This window comes from Aeromonas sp. FL131, assembly GCF_049860615.1.
Taxonomy (GTDB): domain Bacteria; phylum Pseudomonadota; class Gammaproteobacteria; order Enterobacterales; family Aeromonadaceae; genus Aeromonas; species Aeromonas hydrophila.
Genome location: NZ_CP187595.1, coordinates 2,211,834 through 2,228,287, shown reverse-complemented (window position 1 = coordinate 2,228,287; position 16,454 = coordinate 2,211,834). Strand labels below are relative to the sequence as shown.

Sequence of the window (16,454 nt, the reverse complement as noted above, 5' to 3'; positions counted from 1 at the left end):
TCCCTCAGTCGATCAGATGCTGGGCCTGGTCAAAACGAAAGACCGGGCCATCCACGCAGATATAGGTGTCGCCCATCCGGCAGTGGCCACACTTGCCCACGGCGCACGCCATGCGACGTTCGTAGTCGACCCAGATGCGATCCTTGGGGATGCCGCGCTCGAGGAAGGCGAGCACCACGAAGCGGATCATGATGGGGGGACCGACCACGATCACCTGGATATCCTCCTTGTCAGCGAGATCCAGCTGATCGATGTAGTCGGTGACCCGGCCGATGCGAAATTGCTCGCTCTCCTTGCCCTCGTCCAGAGTGACGATGAGGTTCTGCTGCTCGGCCCAGAGCGGCATCTCGTGGCGATAGAGCACCGCCTGCTCATTCTTGAAGCCGAGGATCATGTCGAGGGACTTCACCTGTTCCGGATGTTTGCTGAAGCGGCGCAGCAGCCCCTTGACCGGCGCAACGCCGGTACCGCCCGCCACCACGATGAGGTGCTGGTCGCGGTAGGTCTCCAGCGGATAGCCGTTGCCGTGGACGCCGCGCATCCACACCTTGTCGCCCACCTCGAGGGCAAACAGCGCATCAGTCACTTTGCCGACCTTGCGGATCAACAGATCCACATAGCCATCGCCATAGTCGGAGACCGAGATGGGCGCCTCGCCCACGGTGGGCAGGGAGATCTCCACAAACTGGCCGTAGTGGACGTCAAAGTCGCGGGAGACCCGAAAGTTCCACTCCAGCTCAGTGTGGCGCTCGATGGCCAGAATGGTGTAGGCCTTGGGCAGCAGGCGGTTTTCGACCACTTCCTGCTGCTGTTCTGCTGTTACGGTTTGTTGGCACTGGCACATATCAGTTCGCCCCCTGCGCGTGGTCGGCTGCGATGGTCTGTTCGACCACATCGGTCATCTTGTTGATGATGTTGCTAAAGGAGATGTAGTGAGGGCAGCGATCGTCGCAGCGGCCGCAGCCGACGCACATGTGCTCCTCCCCCTGACGGGCCTTGTAGTCGTTGACCTTGTGCAGGGCGCGATAACGCAGGCGCTCGCCGTGCTTGGCGCGAAAACCGTGGCCACCGGCCATGTCGCTGAAGCCATCCACCATGCAGCTGGACCACTGGCGACGACGTTCGCCCTGCTTGGGGTTCTCCGCATAGGTGAGGTCGTGCACGCTATAGCAACTGCAGGTCGGGCAGGAGGTGGTGCAGCGGCCGCAGCCGATGCAGCGGCTGTCGTACTCGGCCCAGACCGGATGGGCGGTGAGGATCTGGCGAATGCGCTTGGGATCGTCACAGACGCTGTCCGGGGTGCGCACCTTGACCGGGTTGCTCTGGACAAACTCCGAGGTGAAGTCGTCGGGCTCGCCCAGCTCGGCAAAGTAGCCGAGCAGATCTGGATCTTTGACCTCGATGCGAGCTCCCTCATCGCTCAGACGAATGGCGGCGGCGTAGTCCCGGGTTTCATTGCTGCCCATGGCGACGCAGAAGCAGTTCTCGAAGCTCTCGCGGCATTCCAGCAGCACCAGCTTGAGCTTGCTGCGCAGCCGGGCGTAGTAGACGTCGCTGTTCTGGCCGTTTTTCAGGTAGACCTGATCCAGCCTGCGCAGGGCGTGGATATCGCAGCTGCGCAAAAACAGCAGGGTGGGCTTGGCCTCAACCTTCGATTCGCGCAGCTCCAGATTGTCGAAGTGGAACAGGGTCTGGGTGATGGGGAGCACCACCTCTTTCGGGGAGAAGTGGGACTTCTCCTGCCACACAAGATCGGCCGGATGACGGATGCTGTGGTAGGTGACGTTGTCGGTGTCGGAGAAACGGCCGCCCCGATATTCGGCCGCGGGCGCCATGATCCGGTAATCGGGCAGCAGCCGCTCGAACAGCTGCGCCAGCGCGGGCTGGGTGAGAAGAAACGACATAAATAAACACCTTGTATGAGGGCGAGATGCCCTGACATAGGGATGAGGAGCAGACCGCTCAGAGTGTCTGGCACCTGTGCTGGCCGCGCTTGCCTCGCCACGGTCTGTTTTTATGACTCATGTTGCTCAACTGACCCGATTGTTGTTGTGTTGGCGGCGCGTGCGTCGCGGCAGGTCGGGTCATGCCTGTGTGAACGGTCAATTCAGCCGTGCTGCCTGATAGCCGGCGCACTTGCCCATCACGTAACCGAGCTCCAGCTTGTCGGGATCACGGGTAAAGCGGGAGACCGGGAAGTAGTCGGCCGGTGCTATCACCTCTATCTGGCAGTCCGCCGGCGGATGGGCGATAAAATCGAGTGCCTCGTTGTAGCTGCGATCCCGCTGTTCCAGTGCCTGCGCCAGGGCGGGGCGAGTTTTCAGCAGGGTGCGGATCATCCAGGGGAAGGGCATCGGCTTGAGCCGATAGCCCAGCGGTTCGGAGAGGATCACCGTCAGCTGACGGGCACCGCGCCGGTAGGCCTCGATCACCGGGATGGAGTCGGCCACCCCGCCATCGGTCATCGGCACCCCGTGCACCTCGGGGTATTCGCGGGAGGCGAGGGGGATGGCACAGCTGGCGGGCAGCACTTCGTTCATGTTCTCCGGTTTGACCCGGATGTACTCCGCCTTGCCAGTCAGGGTGTTGGTCACCACTGCGTAGAAGGGGATCCCAGTCTCCCGGTAGGCGTGAATATCGAGGGGGTACTTGCGGCAGCTGGTGTTCCACAGCCAGTGGATATCCACCAGATTGCCCCCCTTGGCAAAACGCAGCGGATCCATGAACTCCTGGCGGCAGGCCAGCTCGGTCAGGATGTCGTGGCTGCGACCATGCTGGCTGGCGAGATAGGCCAGCAGGTTGGTGGCCCCCGCCGAGACGCCGATGGCAAAGTCAAACGGGCGATAGTCATGCTCGATGAAGGCATCCAGCACGCCGCTGGCAAATATGCCGCGCATGGCGCCGCCTTCGACAACTAGAGCGCTGGGGGATGGGTGTGTATTCATGACTGACGCCTCATCGATGATCCGGCCAAACAGAGCCGTATTAGAAAGGCCAGCAGCGGGCTGGCGAGCTGATTGGGTTCATTCTAGGCAGGTGATTTTGTTCGGTATATCTGTAAATTTTGAATCAGTCGTTTTGTTTTATTAAACAAAATGGGTTGCTTGACTGCTTGTGAAGCAGACCAGGAAGGGACTAGTATGGGGACGTTTTTATCCTCAGCCCTGGGAAGGAGGGGCCCCATCATTTCAGTCAGGGAGTACGCAATTCATGGCTCTGCTCAAACCGCCGGGGCTCAAGCCCGGCGATACCATCGGCTTTTTTTCGCCCTCCAGTGCGGCTACCGCCTGGGCACCAAACCGCTTTGCCCGTGCCGGAGCGTTTCTGGAGGGGCAGGGCTTCAGACTCAAGGCGGGCAGCCTAACCGGCCAGCAGGATCACTGGCGATCCGGCTCCATCGCCGCCCGTGCTGACGAGCTCAATGCCCTCATTCGCGATCCAGCGGTGCGCTGCATCATGTCGGTGATTGGCGGCAACAACTCCAACTCCTTGCTGCCCCACCTCGATTTTGATGCGCTCAAGCGGGATCCCAAGATAGTCATCGGCTACTCCGACGTGACGGCCCTACTGCTCGGCATTCATGCCCGCACTGGCCTCGTCACCTTCTACGGACCGGCGCTGGTGGCCTCTTTCGGCGAGCTCTCGCCGCTGGTGGACGAGACGCTGGCGGGCTTTCGCCAGATCTGCCAGGCCGGTGGTGGCGCCGTGCCCCACACCTTGCCGACCCCGGCGCAATGGACCGAGGAGCGGCTTGACTGGGAGAACCAGACCCGGGCCAAGCAGTGCCAACCCAACCGGCTGATCTCGGTGGGCACTGGTCGGGTGCGGGGCCGGCTTATCGGCGGCAACCTCAATACGATGGCGGGGATCTGGGGCTCCCCCTATATGCCGGCCATCGAGCAAGGGGACATTCTGCTGTTGGAGGACAGCCTCCATTTGGCAGCGACGGTGGAGCGCTCGTTTGCCCACCTCAAGCTGTGCGGGGTGTTTGATCGCATCGGTGCCCTGGTGCTCGGCAAACACGAGCTGTTCGACAGTCAGGGCAGCGGGCGGCGGCCGCTCGATATCCTGCTGGAGGTAGTAGGGGAGCCGACCTTCCCCATTCTGGCGGAGTATGACTGCGCCCACACCCACCCCATGCTGACCCTGCCCCTTGGCATCGAGGCGATGCTGGATCTCGATGCCCAGCGTCTCACCCTGTGCGAGCCCTGGCTCGGCGAGTAAGCCCGCGTTGGCTGCCATGGCCGCATCGGCAAATAGACAAAGAGGTCGCCCGGGCGACCTCTTTGTCATCTGTCCCGCGGTAGCGGGGCTCAGGGCAGGGCGTCGGGCCGGAAGCTGGCGCGGATCTGCGGCACCAGGGGGGCAACATCGAAACCCTTCTCTTCTCCCAGCACCGGGTGGAGCAGGGCCAGATCCGGGATGGGGGTCATGTCGCCCGCCAGCAGCTGGCGAGTGGCCTGGCCCATCTGATAGAGCTGGCGCACCGGGGCAAACTGGGTCGCCAGATTGAGGGAGTCATCGGCGCGGGCAAAGGCCATCATGGGGATCTGGTAGCTGGCATCGCGGGGCGGCTTGTCGCCGTGAATGCCCTTGCCGGCGGACATCAGGAACGGCTGGTGATCGCCAAAAGCCACTACCAGGTAGCGTTTGCCTGAGCGATCCAGGCTGGTCAGCAGATGCTCCAGCGACGCCATGGCATCCACCACGCCGGTGTAGTAGGTGTTGAGCAGCTGGCGATCGGCATCGCTCTGATCCGGGCAGGCCTTGTCGAGCTGCTGGGCCTGGTAGCGATCCCCGTCGAAGGGGCCATGCCCCTGCATGGTGACCGCGTAGGCAAACAGCGGCTGCTCATCCTGCTCGCTGCGCTTGAGCAGGTGGTCGATCAACGCATCATCCGAGATATAGAGCCCCTTGTGTTCGAGCGTGGAGAAGCGGGTATCGAACCAGCGCTCCTCATAGCCAAGGGCCGGGATCGCCTTGGCGCGGCCCCAGAATTTTTCCACATAGGGGTGGGCAAACAGGGTCTGGTAGCCACTTTGCTTCGCACTTTGCGCCAGGCCCGGCACCTGCTCCGAGAGGTAGTAGTAGGGCACCACCCCCTGTTTGAGCAACCCCACCGGCAGGCCGGTGTTCATCTCGAACTCCGCCAGTACCGTCATGCCGCCGGTGGTGGGGGAGTGGATGGTCTTGTGCCACTGCTGCACGCTGGCCGGCAGGCTCAGGGTAGGGGGCGGCGCGCAGATCTTGCCCTGCCAGCCGAGCCAGAGGGATTCATATTGCAGCACGATCACCAGATCGAAGCGGGGCGGCTGGCTCAGGCTGACGTGGCTGAGCTGAGGGGTGAACTCGTTGATCTGCAAGGGATAGCGAAACACGCTGCCGCTTTGCAGCATCTCGTCCACCAGGTTGAACAGATAGAGGCCGGGCCCCGAGCGGATGATGTCCCTGTGGTAGTTGACCGCTCTGTCCACGTAGCGAATGTTGGGTCCCAGCAGCTTGTTGCCGGTCTGGGTGGCGAACACGCACAGCGCAAAGAAGGCGGCGGTGGCGGCCAGGGTGCGCAGGATCCAGCGCGACAGGGCGAAGCGCCAGCACAAGAAGAGGGCGAGCGCACCGCCCAGCAGCGGCAGCACCGGGTGCTGCTCCAGCAGGATGAGCAGCAGCGCCACCAGGTTGCCGAGATCGTCCCCCCCGAGCGGTACCCCGTAGATGGCGATCTTCATGAAATTCGCCAGCAGCCCGATGCCGGACAGCGCCGTGAACACCAGCCCCATGTAGAGGTTGAATCCGGCTAGCGCGCAGAGGCTCCAGCCCAGCACCATGCTGCCCCAGGCCAGGTAGTAGTGCTCGGGGCGAAAGCCTGACCAGAGCAGAAACTCCCCCAGCTTGAACACCACGAAGCCGTGCAGCAGCACGAAGGTGAGGTTGCCGAGCAGCAGGCTGCCGGCGATGCGCCAGCGCAGATTGCGCCTGAGGGTGGGTAGCACCACCTTCAGCACGGCCGCGCTCAGGGCTAGCACCAGCAGCAGGCTGGTGCAGAGATAGGTGAGGTTGAAACCCCGCTCCGGCAGGGTCTGCAGGATCTGGCTGAATTCACCGCTCTCGGGCCTCTCCTTGAGCAGCAGGCCGATCCGCAGCTGATAGCGGCTGGCCAGGGCGTCGTCGGGGGCGCGCAGGGTGCTGTTGAGATCCAGGGTGCAGCGTCCCTTGCGGCACTGCTGGCGCTTGTCCACCGGCTGGCTCAGCTGATCGATGCGCTCGCCCCTCTCATTGAGCAGCTCCACCCTGACCTTGTCACCCTCCTGCAGCGGCCCGCGCAACTGCCACTGGCTGCGAACCACCAGATAGAGGCCGCGGCTGTCGCTCTTGTAGAGCAGGGCATGACGGGTGAGGGTGGCGATGGGGTTGTCCGCTGGCCCCAGCACCAGCGGCTGGGCCCGGCCGAGCCAGCTGGCGGGGTTGATCTGCGGCAGCAACAGGGTCAGCAGCAGCAGCGCGGCCAGCATGGCGAGCAGCACGGAGGGCAGAGCGGGCACCCTGGCTGACAAGCGCGCTGAAGTGGGGGCTTTCATATGGGCTCATCCTTTGAGCGAGTGGCGATGAAACATGGCTGCTGCATTTAATTTGACCCGATGGTGATGGGCTTGTTCCTTGTTGTCAATTTAATGACCGGACAATGAACATTGCGTGACCGTGAAACCATGCAAACTGTGATCCCGATCCGGGGGCCGCACTCATTCTGTGATGAAAGCGTCATCATGGCGCTTTGCCACTGGCCTGCCTCTGCCTTGCTGCTTAGTCTCTCAATATGGATGGAGGTACATGTATGAATCCCAAAGTAGCGGCACGTCAGGCAAGATTGCTCCGCATGCTGGAGAGCAAACAGGAGATCCGGATCGGGCGCGAGCAGGACTGTCCCTTGTCCGTGGCCAAGCTGGTGCGACTCAAGGAGGATCATCCGGCGGTGCTCAAGGTCTATCGTCACGGCCTCACCGCCGAGGTGTTCCACCTCAAGGTGGAGGGACATCACTGGTGCCTGAAGCGGCGCCGGCACGACTCCCTGGTGGCCAACGTGGACGGCAGAACCGCCTTCCTGACCGAGCTGGAGCGCCGCCGCGAGATAGAGGCCCTGCGGGAGTTGCACCCCACCATCCTGGCCAACGTGGTCTGTACCTGTTTTGGCTCGGCTCGCGCTGGCGTGCTGGTCTCCCCCTGGCTGCGGGGCGTGCCGGTGCATGAACTGAATGAGCGCAACCTGGCGCAGATGCTGGCGGTGCAGGCGGAGCTGGCCCATTGGGGCTGGTTCGACTGGGATCCGAGCCCCGGCAACCTGCTCGACGACGGCCAGCAGATCAGCGTGTTCGACTTTGGCTACATGTGGCCCTTTGACCCCCGTCATGAATTCAACTCCAACGGCCTCACCGATCCCGCATTTCACGTACCGGAGCGGCTGGAGACCCGCACCCTCTCGGGCCTGTGGCTCGACGAGCCGGATCCGCTGCCGCAGTTTCGTTACTGGCGCGGCCTGTGCATCAATTGGGCGCAGCGGGAGCTGCAACACCTGACCCGGGAGGGGGCAAGCGCACCGGTGCTGGCCCGCTTGCAGAGCCTGCTGGGGGAGTGGCGCTCGGCGCTGGCCAGCGAGGAGGCGCTCGCCGCCAACTGGTGGCGCGACATGTATCGCAGCCATCGGCTCGACATTGCTGACGATCTCAGCGGCAAGAGCTGCGGCCCGCTCACCCTGCGCCGGCTCGACTGGTTGCAGCAGGCGGTGACCGAACACTTCGCCGAGCTGGTGGACAACCTGGGCCCCGACGAGGCGGGCTTAAGTCAGGCGGCGCTGCTGAGCCGACTGGAAGGGCTGCGCGAGGAGATCCGGGCCAACCTGCTGCCGGTGCCGACCCCGGTGGGCTAGGGAGAACCGCATTTAGTTTTCATCTTCATATCACCACATATAAAAAGAGGGGCCAGCCGGCCCCTCTTTTTATTTCCATGTTGTGTCAGTACATCAGTCGAGCAGCTCCTGATGGAGGCGGTTGACGATGTGGCCCGCCTCGTCCTCCTTGACCAGGAAGCAGAGGTTGTGGGCGCTGGCGCCGTAACAGATCATGCGGATGTTGTGCTCGCGAATGGCGTCAAAGACCTGACTGCCCACCCCGGCCGCCTCGCTCATCCGGTTGCCGATGAGCGCCACCAGCGCCAGCCCCGTCTCCACCTGCACCTTGCACAGCTGACCAAGCTCCGCCAGCACCTTGTCGCCGAGGATGGGCTCGCCATTGCTCTGGCTGCCGGTGTGATCCAGGGTCAGCGACACGCTCACCTCCGAGGTGGTGATGAGATCCACCGAGATGCGGTGGCGGGCCAGGATGCCGAACACCTCGGCCAGAAAACCGTAGGCGTGGAACATGTTGAGGCTGTGCAGGGTGACCAGCACCTGGTTGCGGCGCAGGGCCACGGCGCGAAACAGCGGATTGGTGCGAGTGCTGGCGCGGATCCAGGTGCCGCCGGCGGCCGGATCCTTGCTGGAGCCGACAAACACCGGGATGTCCTGGCGCACCGCCGGCTGCAAGGTGGCCGGGTGCAATACCTTGGCGCCGAAGGTGGCCATCTCGGCCGCCTCCACGAAGCTGATTTCGGGGATGGGGCGGGCCCGGGTGACCAGGCGCGGATCCGTGGTATAGATGCCGGGCACGTCGGTCCAGATCTCGATGGTTCCGGCGTCGAGTGCCTCGGCCAAGAGGGCCGCGCTGTAATCGGAGCCACCCCGGCCCAGGGTGGTGGTGCGGCCATCGCCGTCGGCGCCGATAAAGCCCTGGGTGATGATGAGGCTGTCGCCAAGCAGGGGCCCCAGCGCGGCCTGGCAGAGGTCGCGGGTTGTGGCCAGATCCACGCTGGCCTTGCCAAAGCGGCTGTCGGTGCGCAGCAGCTGGCGCGCATCCTGCCAGCAGGCTTTCACCCCACGCTGACGCAGCAGCTCGGTAAAGAGGCGGGTGGACATCAGCTCGCCGCAGGCGATGATCCTGTCGGCCAGCTCGGCATCGGTGTGCAGATGGGCCTGGCGTGCCATGGTGCGGATTTCGCCGAGCTGGCCGTGGATGAGGTCACTCAGGTCTCCTGGGTCGCCCAGCTCGGTCAGAATCGCCTGCTGGATCTCGGTGAGCCTGGCCAGTTGCGCCTCCTGGCCCGCCTCGTCCAGATCGCCCTGAGCCAGTGCCACCAGCAGATTGGTGACGCCGGCGCTGGCGCTCAGCACCACCACCCGGGTGGCCGGGTTGGCCAGCACCACATCGGCGCAGTTGTTCATGGCTGCCGCGTTGGCGACGCTGGTTCCGCCAAACTTGGCGACATTGATCGGGCTCATTGCTTACTCCTGTCTTAATATGAAAATCCGGATCCATCGGGCAAAAAGAGAGGAGGAGGCTGAAAATGGCAGGAATGATCGAAGCTATCCCGGCCAGAAGCACTCCACCCGCAGAGCCCATCCCGTACCCGCCCCTGTCGGAGCGCGGTGGGGGATGACCACTACCGATGACAACCCGGGGGATTCAGCCCCCGCAGCCGACACTGAGGTATCCAGTTGCCTCAGATGTCTCGGCGCTGCTCCCCCTGACCCAAGTTCACCGGACACTGGTGTCCTCCCTCGGGCTGCCTGGGCAGCGCTCCTCTTCTGGCTCCACCAGGGCGGTGGAGTGCATTTAGAAATACCTTGCGTTGGATTGCACTGTCAATCGAGTTTGTAAAAAAGTTCAAAAAGTCAGCCAAGGCAACGCAAAATCAATGGGTTATACGATTGTCTTTGACAAAACCTTGGAGCGACGCTGCCAGTTGTAGAGGCGTTGGCGTGCCACCGGCAGATCTTCCACCTCCAGCGGATCGAAGCCCCGTTCCCGGAACCAGTGGATGGAGCGGGTGGTGAGCACGAACAGGCGGCGGATGCCGAGCCGCTTGGCCCGCTCGGCCACCTTGGCCACCAGCTGATCCCCCCGGTTGGAGTTGCGGTAGTCGGGATGGATGGCGACGCAGGCCATCTCCGCCATCGCCTCTTCCATGAAGCAGTAGAGTGCCGCGCAGCCGATGATGAGGCCGTCGCGCTCGATGATGGTGAACTTGTCGATCTCCATCTCCAGCTGCTCGCGGGAGCGGCGCACCAGGATCCCTTCCTCCTCCAGCGGGCGGATGAGATCCAGGATGCCACCGATGTCCTCGATGGTGGCGGCGCGCGCCTGCTCGGCGCTTTCCCGCACGATCTGGGTGCCGAGGCCATCGCGGCTGAACAGCTCCTGCAGCATAGCGCCGTCATCCTGATAGCTCACCAGGTGGGAGCGGGGCACGCCGCCGCGGCAGGAGGCGATGGCCGCGCGCAGGTAGCGGGCGGTGCCGGACATCTCTTCCCCTGCCTGCTCCAGCTCCACCAGCAACTCTTCGGCCTGCTCGGGGAAGAGCTCGGAGATGGCTTCGCCGTGGCGATCCATCACCCCCTGGGTGCTGCTGAAGCAGATGAGTTTGTCCGCTTTCAGATCCACTGCCACCCGGCGGGCCACCTCTTCCGAGCTCAGGTTGAAGCTCTCGCCGGTGACTGAGCAGCCGATGGGGGAGATGAGCACCAGGCTCTTCTGATCCAGCTGGCGGGTGATCCCCTCCACGTCGATGCGGCGTACCCGGCCGCTGTGGCAAAAATCGATGCCGTCATCCACCCCGAGCGGCTGGGCGGTGACGAAGTTGCCGCTCACCACGCTGATGCGGGCCCCCTGCATGGGAGTGTTGGCGAGCCCCATGGAGAGCTGGGCTGTGATGTCGTACTGCAACCCGCCGCACACCTGCTTGATGATGGCGAAGCTCTCGTCATCGGTGACCCGAATTCGCTTGTGGTACTGGGCCTCGATGCCGGCGCGGGCCAGCGCCTCGTCGTTCTGCGGACGGGAGCCGAATACCAGCACCAAGCGTATCCCTAAGGTCTGCAGCAGGGCGATATCGCTGACGATGTTGGCGAAATTGGGGTGGCAGAGGGCTTCCCCCCCCATCATCAGCACGAAGGTGGCGCCTCTGTGCACATTGACGTAGGGGGTAGACTGCCGAAAGGCATAGACCAGGCTGGGTTCGCGTTCACGCACTTGAGGCTTCTTCCATAAAAAAACAGCAATGGGCTCAATATATGAAAATAAATGCACAAATCAAGATTAAATATTGATTTTGCGCGATTTTGTCATCGGGACGGCCTGGCGGCCCGAACAGCGGTGACACCAGGCGGGGCAGGGGTGTCAGCGGTGTGAGGGTACGCCTCAGGTTGATCCCGGCCCATAAACTGTTATCTTCGATATTCCTTTTCGTCAGCTGTGCGATCGCACAGGTTTTTATACAAGGACAGGGTGCATGGAACAGATTATTTCGCCGGCAGACGCGCTGCCGGGACGCCGCGAGGCGATGGTGATTGGCCAGCAGCATGCGGTCAATGGTCACCCGACTCAGGGACCCTGGCCTGAAGAGATGGCGGTGGCCTGGTTCGGCATGGGCTGCTTCTGGGGGGTGGAACGCCTGTTCTGGCAACAGCCCGGGGTCTACTCCACCGCCGCCGGCTATCAGGGCGGGGTGACCCAGAATCCCACCTACAAGGAGGTGTGCAGCGGATTGACCGGCCATGCCGAGACGGTGCAGGTGGTGTTTGATCCCAAGATGATCAGTTACGGCGACCTGCTCAAGCTGTTCTGGGAGCAGCACGATCCGGCCCAGGGCATGCGCCAGGGCGGTGACATCGGCACCCAGTACCGCTCCGTCATCTTCTTCGGGGACGACACCCAGGAGGCGATTGCCCAGCAGAGTCTGGCCGCCTACCAGCAGGCGATGACGGCGAGCGGTGACGGGCGCACCATCACCACCCGCATTCTGCCGCTGGCGCCCTTCTATTACGCCGAGGATTACCATCAGCAATATCTGGAGAAGAATCCGGACGGGTATTGCGGCCTGGGGGGCATCGGCGTCTGCCTGCCGCCGAGCCTCAACCGCTAGGTGAAGATGACGGGTATCTGTGACTTGTCATTGATGGTGAAAAGAAAAAGGCCGCGTTTGCGGCCTTTTTATCGGGCTTTGTCAGGAGAGTGAAAAAAATCATAAAAAAATGTGTCATGGGCGGGAACTAAATTGAACCCGCTTTGCCTAACCTAGTAGCCACCATGGATGGCGGCTAAGACCAGACACATTTCTTGCCTCGAAAATTCATAAAAGTCATTGAAAAGCTTGATGAGTTGAAATGATAGCAAGCAGGGCTGCCCGTTGAAGGCGGCCCTTTTCATGTTTGCGGTGCGGGAAATTTGCGGGGGAGTGGCGAACTTGGCGTTCGCCATTGTGATCAGCTGATGGCGCCGTCAAACAGGTTCTTGATGAGGTCGATGAACTCTTCGAGGAAGGCTTTCTGCTCCGGCGTCGGGGCGCGCAGCCAGACGGCGGAGAGCACCTCTTCCAGATCGGCCACCACCGCATCGGCTTCCTGCATGATCACGAAGCGCAACTTGGGATCGAGCTGCGGGTTCTGCTCGCAGATGGCCATCAGGTTGCTGGCCACCCGGCCGCTCACCAGATCTTCGATGGTCTGTTCACCACTGCTCTGTTGCTGGGTTTCAAACAGTCCCAGACTCTCCACCAGATACTCAATCAGGGCGATATAGCCTTCGCTTTCTACAACCATGGCGGCCTCAATCCTCAACAATACGAAAAAACTGTGCGTATTTTAGTGGCTGGACCTAGCTTGGCAAGCGGCAGTGCAGGCGATAACGGATAAAACCGACCCCGCCGCGCTCCACGCTCTCCAATCCGGTCAGCTCAAAGCCATACCGTAAAAATAGCCCATAGCTGAAGGCGCTGGCTTCCGTTGTCAGCTGTGTGAGTCCGAGCCGTTTTGCCTCGGCGAGGGCCGCAGCCAGCAGCAGGCCGCCATAGCCCCGGCGCGGGTGATCGGCGCTCACATAGAGCAGGCTGAGGTGGCCATCCTGACTCAGGGTGACAAAACCGAGTGGCTCGCCGCCTTGCTCCAGCACCCAGCCATGGTGCTCGCGCAGCTGGCCGGCAAAGCCGGGATGATGGGCGCCGAGGGCCCACTGCTCCACCTGCTCCGGGCTGTAGTGCTGGGGGCCAATCCTTCGCACCGACTGCTCGAACAGGGCGCAAAGGGCGGGGATGTGTTGCTCGTTCAGCTGAACGAGCCTGGGCTCTGCCGCCATGGCGGGGCTCATCGCTGCGGCGCCTGCGGGCGCTTGGCCTTGGGCAGACCGGCTACCACCCGCTCGTAGGAGTGATGCACCCAGCCCTGCCAGAGGTCGTCGGCCAGGCCGTCGCTGAAGGTGACCGTGTTCCAGTGCTGCTTGTTCATGTGCCAGCCCGGTTTGACCTCGGGGTGGAGTTCGCGCAGCAGCAGGGCCAGCTCGGGTTCGCACTTGAGGTTCAGCCGCAGCGGCTCGGCCTGCCAGTCCAGCAGGGCAAACATCTTGCCTGCGATGCGATAGACCAGGATCTCTGGGCCGAAGGGGGTATCCTCCTGGGCGCCCGGCAGGGTCAGCAGAAAGGATCTCAAACGGGTCAACTCCATGGTCATGCTCCTCGCCGCTTGCGGTGCAAACGTATTAGTCGGGTGAAAAAATCTGCTAAGATGCGCGCCTACTATACCCCAATGCCGTTGATGAGGGAGTCGCAAGATGCTGTATCACAAGACCTTCGAGCTGGGTCCCGAGCGGGATTGGGTAGTCTTCGTGCACGGAGCGGGCGGCAGCTCCTCCATCTGGTTCAAGCAGCTGCGCGCCTATCGCGAGCACTTCAACGTGTTGCTGCTGGACCTGCGCGGTCACGGCCAGTCCCACAAGCTGCAGCAGGTGATCAAGGGCCACTACAGCTTTCGGGCGGTGACCGAGGATATCCTGCAACTGCTCGATCATCTCAACATTCGTCGCGCCCACTTTGTCGGCATCTCCCTTGGCACCATCCTCATTCGCCATCTGGCGGAGCTCTGTCCCGAGCGGGTCAAGAGCATGGTGCTGGGCGGCGCCATTTTGCGGCTCGACATCCGCTCGCGGGTGCTGGTGCAGCTCGGCCGCCTCGGCCAGCATATCCTGCCTTACATGTGGCTCTACCGACTGTTTGCCTTCATCATCATGCCCCGACAGCACCATCAGGAGTCGCGCAACCTGTTCGTGCGCGAGGCGCGCAAATTGTGCCAAAAAGAGTTCAAGCGCTGGTTTCGCCTCGCCACCGAGGTGAATCCCCTGATGCGCTATTTCAAGGAGCGGGCCCTGCCCATTCCGACCCTCTATGTGATGGGGGAGGAGGATCACATGTTCCTGGCGCCGGTGCGCGAGCAGGTGGCGCGCGACCCTTACAGCCGGCTCGAGATCATCGACGGCTGCGGCCATGTCTGCAACGTGGAGCGGCCCGAGCACTTCAACCGCCAGTCGCTGGCCTTTCTCACCGCCCAGCCCGGCTGAGCTGGCGCTAGCCGCCGCTTTGATGCGGCCCTGGTGGCTTGAGCCTGCGAGGTCATGTCAGGTTTTGGCCGGTAATCACCGGGTGCTAGTCCACTACTACCTGGCCGACTGAGCCCTTGGTTACCCTGTGACTCCCATCACCAAGGAGTCCCTATGACCAAACTCGTCCACACCATGATCCGGGTTCGCGACCTGGATAGATCCGTGCGTTTCTACCGCGAGGCCCTCGAGCTGGCGGTGCGGGATCACTTCCCCTTCGACGGTTTTTCCCTCACCTACCTTGCCAATGATCAGAGTGGCTTCGAGCTCGAATTGACGCACAACCAGGGCCAGGCCGAGCCCTACAGCCACGGCAACGGCTACGGCCATCTGGCGGTGACGGTGGAAGACATCGAGGCGGCGCATCAGCGTCTGACGGCGCTGGGTCTGGTCCCTGCGCCGGTCAAGGCGATGCACCATGAGGGCACCCTGCTGGCCCGGCTGTTCTTTTTGACCGACCCCGACGGTTACCAGATCGAGTTCATCGAGCGGGCCGGTCGCTTCGCCTGAGCTTGAAGTGTGGAATAGGAAGGGGCCGCAGCCTGGTGCTGCGGCCCTTTTTTCATGAGGAAGGGAGTGGCGCCCATCAGGCGGCGACGTCCTGCTCCTGTCTTGTTTCCAGATGGACCAGGCAGGAGCAGCGCAGCAGGGAGGCAAAGTTGCTCATCTCCATGCCGTTGCCGAGCGCCTCCTGATAGAGCTCGGAGAGAAACAGCCCCATGGAGCGCCCCTGGGCCTGACAGAGCTGCTCCAGGATGGTCCAGAACTTGTTTTCCAGCCGGATGCTGGTGCTGTGGCCGCAGATCCGCACCGAGCGGGTGGTGCAGGCGTAGTGACTGGGATCCTGGCCGGAGAAGACGGTGCACATGGGCTGGTCCTGAGCGGTAAAGGGGAGGGTCATGGTAGGCAACTCTGCCGCCCGGGTCAAAAAAGCCCCCCGTTGATATGGGATGAGCGCCATCCCCCGTCAGCCAAAGTAGTGGGCGATGTCGAGGTAACGCTGGCGGATGTGCTCGATCAGCAGCCGGATCTTGCGCGGTGGCTGGCGGGTAAAGGGGTAGACGGCGTAGATGCCGAGCTTCTTGCCCACCTGATCGGGGAAGAGGTCCACCAGTTCGCCGTTCATCAGGTCGTGATAGACCAGACAGCGCGGCACATAGACGATGCCGCGCCCCCCCAGCGCCGCCTTGCGCAGGGCGCCGGCGTTGTCGGTGCAAAAACTGCCCGATACCGACAGCAGGTAGTTGCCCTCTTCCCCCTTGAAGGCCCACTCCGAAGCCCCCGTGCTCTGGTAGGCGTAGCGCAGACAGTTGTGGGTGAGCAAGTCTGACGGCTCGCGCGGTGCCCCGAAACGGCGCACATAGGCGGGGGCGGCGCAGATCACCCACTGGGAATCGAGGATGTGGCGGGCAATCAGGCTCGAGTCATCCAGATAGCCGGTGCGAATGACCAGGTCGAACCCCTCTTCCACCAGATTGACGAAGCGGTTGTCGAGCGACATCTCCACCGTGAGCCCCGGGTGCTGCTGGCAAAAATCGGCCACCGCATCGGCCAGCAGCAGCTCGCCGGAGATGGTGGGCACCGACATCCGCACATGACCGCTCACCTTTTCACCGAATCCCGCCACCGCATCGAAGGCGTCCAGTGCGGCGGCCTTCACATTTTTGGCACCCTGATAGAGCGCCTTGCCCGCCTCGCTCAGGGTGAGCCGGCGGGTGGTGCGATAGAGCAGCTGCACCCCGAGTTCTTCCTCCAGGCGTCCGATCCGTTTACTAACTACCGAATTTGTCAGGGAATTTTGTTCAGCTACCTTGCTGAAGGAGCTGGCCTCCACCACCTGGGCGAAGAGGATGAGGTCGTCGGTACTGGCCATATTGATCAACTTTTGGAACGAATGTTGTTCATTATTTCCATATATCGCGAAAAAGGAACAGGGTAAGGTCACGT

General features: G+C 62.5%; 16 protein-coding genes and 1 riboswitch. Of the genes, 5 read left to right on the top strand and 11 right to left on the bottom strand.

Annotated elements, in window-relative coordinates:
• Window positions 1-4: 4 nt before the first annotated feature.
• The 3 genes from asrB to ACPW75_RS10270 all read right to left on the bottom strand — a co-directional run bounded on the left by asrB (window position 5) and on the right by ACPW75_RS10270 (window position 2,945).
• A complete protein-coding gene (gene asrB, locus ACPW75_RS10280) occupies window positions 5-844 on the bottom strand; it encodes an anaerobic sulfite reductase subunit AsrB (protein WP_077096433.1) in 840 nt (279 codons plus the stop codon).
• 1 nt (window position 845) lies between these two features.
• Window positions 846-1,904 carry an anaerobic sulfite reductase subunit AsrA gene (gene asrA, locus ACPW75_RS10275; RefSeq protein WP_077096432.1) on the bottom strand — a complete coding sequence of 353 codons (1,059 nt, stop codon included), beginning with the start codon at window positions 1,902-1,904 and terminating at the stop codon, window positions 846-848.
• 198 nt (window positions 1,905-2,102) lie between these two features.
• Entirely contained in the window at window positions 2,103-2,945 is an 843-nt protein-coding gene (locus ACPW75_RS10270; RefSeq protein ID WP_077096431.1) for a patatin-like phospholipase family protein, read from the bottom strand.
• A 265-nt stretch (window positions 2,946-3,210) separates the two neighbouring features.
• Between ACPW75_RS10270 and ACPW75_RS10265 the strand changes: the two genes are divergently transcribed.
• On the top strand, window positions 3,211-4,224 hold the full coding sequence (locus ACPW75_RS10265; RefSeq protein ID WP_077096430.1) for a S66 family peptidase: 1,014 nt from the start codon (window positions 3,211-3,213) through the stop codon (window positions 4,222-4,224).
• Window positions 4,225-4,313: 89 nt separating this feature from the next.
• On the opposite strand, the gene ACPW75_RS10260 is transcribed toward ACPW75_RS10265, so the two are convergent.
• Window positions 4,314-6,575, bottom strand: coding sequence for an LTA synthase family protein (locus ACPW75_RS10260; RefSeq protein WP_077096429.1), 2,262 nt, complete (start codon window positions 6,573-6,575; stop codon window positions 4,314-4,316).
• Between the two features lie 254 nt (window positions 6,576-6,829).
• On the opposite strand from ACPW75_RS10260, the gene ACPW75_RS10255 reads away from it, so the two are divergent.
• Window positions 6,830-7,918 carry a hypothetical protein gene (locus ACPW75_RS10255; RefSeq protein ID WP_045527015.1) on the top strand — a complete coding sequence of 363 codons (1,089 nt, stop codon included), beginning with the start codon at window positions 6,830-6,832 and terminating at the stop codon, window positions 7,916-7,918.
• Window positions 7,919-8,011: 93 nt separating this feature from the next.
• Here ACPW75_RS10255 and lysC read toward each other — a convergent pair whose 3' ends face one another.
• Both lysC and argA read right to left on the bottom strand, forming a co-directional pair.
• Window positions 8,012-9,364, bottom strand: coding sequence for a lysine-sensitive aspartokinase 3 (gene lysC / locus ACPW75_RS10250; RefSeq protein WP_077096428.1), 1,353 nt, complete (start codon window positions 9,362-9,364; stop codon window positions 8,012-8,014).
• 89 nt (window positions 9,365-9,453) lie between these two features.
• Window positions 9,454-9,678: riboswitch (Lysine riboswitch) on the bottom strand.
• Between the two features lie 107 nt (window positions 9,679-9,785).
• A complete protein-coding gene (argA, locus tag ACPW75_RS10245) occupies window positions 9,786-11,114 on the bottom strand; it encodes an amino-acid N-acetyltransferase (protein ID WP_011706389.1) in 1,329 nt (442 codons plus the stop codon).
• A gap of 259 nt (window positions 11,115-11,373) precedes the next feature.
• Here argA and msrA point away from each other — a divergent pair, with 259 nt between their 5' ends.
• On the top strand, window positions 11,374-12,006 hold the full coding sequence (gene msrA, locus ACPW75_RS10240; RefSeq protein WP_077096427.1) for a peptide-methionine (S)-S-oxide reductase MsrA: 633 nt from the start codon (window positions 11,374-11,376) through the stop codon (window positions 12,004-12,006).
• Window positions 12,007-12,346: 340 nt separating this feature from the next.
• Here the strand turns inward: msrA and ACPW75_RS10235 are convergent, their stop codons facing one another.
• The 3 genes from ACPW75_RS10235 to ACPW75_RS10225 are packed head-to-tail and all read right to left on the bottom strand — an operon-like array spanning window position 12,347 to window position 13,579.
• Window positions 12,347-12,682: a DUF3802 family protein gene (locus tag ACPW75_RS10235; RefSeq protein WP_024944925.1), complete on the bottom strand. Its 336-nt coding sequence runs from the start codon at window positions 12,680-12,682 to the stop codon at window positions 12,347-12,349.
• 55 nt (window positions 12,683-12,737) lie between these two features.
• A complete protein-coding gene (locus tag ACPW75_RS10230; RefSeq protein WP_029302790.1) occupies window positions 12,738-13,226 on the bottom strand; it encodes a GNAT family N-acetyltransferase in 489 nt (162 codons plus the stop codon).
• A complete protein-coding gene (locus ACPW75_RS10225; RefSeq protein ID WP_016351046.1) occupies window positions 13,223-13,579 on the bottom strand; it encodes an MmcQ/YjbR family DNA-binding protein in 357 nt (118 codons plus the stop codon). Before ACPW75_RS10225 ends, ACPW75_RS10230 begins: the two co-directional genes overlap by 4 nt.
• Window positions 13,580-13,685: 106 nt before the next feature.
• Between ACPW75_RS10225 and ACPW75_RS10220 the strand changes: the two genes are divergently transcribed.
• Complete coding sequence (locus tag ACPW75_RS10220) at window positions 13,686-14,468, top strand: alpha/beta fold hydrolase (RefSeq protein ID WP_005302068.1); 783 nt, start codon at window positions 13,686-13,688, stop codon at window positions 14,466-14,468.
• Between the two features lie 153 nt (window positions 14,469-14,621).
• Complete coding sequence (locus ACPW75_RS10215; protein ID WP_077096426.1) at window positions 14,622-15,017, top strand: VOC family protein; 396 nt, start codon at window positions 14,622-14,624, stop codon at window positions 15,015-15,017.
• A 76-nt stretch (window positions 15,018-15,093) separates the two neighbouring features.
• Here ACPW75_RS10215 and ACPW75_RS10210 read toward each other — a convergent pair whose 3' ends face one another.
• Window positions 15,094-15,408: a ribbon-helix-helix domain-containing protein gene (locus tag ACPW75_RS10210; protein ID WP_077096425.1), complete on the bottom strand. Its 315-nt coding sequence runs from the start codon at window positions 15,406-15,408 to the stop codon at window positions 15,094-15,096.
• Window positions 15,409-15,474: 66 nt separating this feature from the next.
• Window positions 15,475-16,452 carry a LysR family transcriptional regulator gene (locus ACPW75_RS10205; RefSeq protein WP_077096424.1) on the bottom strand — a complete coding sequence of 326 codons (978 nt, stop codon included), beginning with the start codon at window positions 16,450-16,452 and terminating at the stop codon, window positions 15,475-15,477.
• Window positions 16,453-16,454 lie beyond the last annotated feature (2 nt).

Excerpts from the sequence above, each read along its gene's own strand:
- ACPW75_RS10260 (WP_077096429.1), bottom strand. The coding sequence starts at position 6,575 with ATGAAAGCCCCCACTTCAGCGCGCTTGTCAGCCAGGGTGCCCGCTCTG.
- asrA (WP_077096432.1), bottom strand. The coding sequence starts at position 1,904 with ATGTCGTTTCTTCTCACCCAGCCCGCGCTGGCGCAGCTGTTCGAGCGG.
- ACPW75_RS10215 (WP_077096426.1), top strand. The coding sequence starts at position 14,622 with ATGACCAAACTCGTCCACACCATGATCCGGGTTCGCGACCTGGATAGA.
- asrB (WP_077096433.1), bottom strand. The coding sequence starts at position 844 with ATGTGCCAGTGCCAACAAACCGTAACAGCAGAACAGCAGCAGGAAGTG.
- ACPW75_RS10230 (WP_029302790.1), bottom strand. The coding sequence starts at position 13,226 with ATGAGCCCCGCCATGGCGGCAGAGCCCAGGCTCGTTCAGCTGAACGAG.
- ACPW75_RS10270 (WP_077096431.1), bottom strand. The coding sequence starts at position 2,945 with ATGAATACACACCCATCCCCCAGCGCTCTAGTTGTCGAAGGCGGCGCC.
- lysC (WP_077096428.1), bottom strand. The coding sequence starts at position 9,364 with ATGAGCCCGATCAATGTCGCCAAGTTTGGCGGAACCAGCGTCGCCAAC.
- msrA (WP_077096427.1), top strand. The coding sequence starts at position 11,374 with ATGGAACAGATTATTTCGCCGGCAGACGCGCTGCCGGGACGCCGCGAG.
- ACPW75_RS10220 (WP_005302068.1), top strand. The coding sequence starts at position 13,686 with ATGCTGTATCACAAGACCTTCGAGCTGGGTCCCGAGCGGGATTGGGTA.
- ACPW75_RS10225 (WP_016351046.1), bottom strand. The coding sequence starts at position 13,579 with ATGGAGTTGACCCGTTTGAGATCCTTTCTGCTGACCCTGCCGGGCGCC.
- ACPW75_RS10265 (WP_077096430.1), top strand. The coding sequence starts at position 3,211 with ATGGCTCTGCTCAAACCGCCGGGGCTCAAGCCCGGCGATACCATCGGC.
- ACPW75_RS10210 (WP_077096425.1), bottom strand. The coding sequence starts at position 15,408 with ATGACCCTCCCCTTTACCGCTCAGGACCAGCCCATGTGCACCGTCTTC.
- ACPW75_RS10255 (WP_045527015.1), top strand. The coding sequence starts at position 6,830 with ATGAATCCCAAAGTAGCGGCACGTCAGGCAAGATTGCTCCGCATGCTG.
- ACPW75_RS10235 (WP_024944925.1), bottom strand. The coding sequence starts at position 12,682 with ATGGTTGTAGAAAGCGAAGGCTATATCGCCCTGATTGAGTATCTGGTG.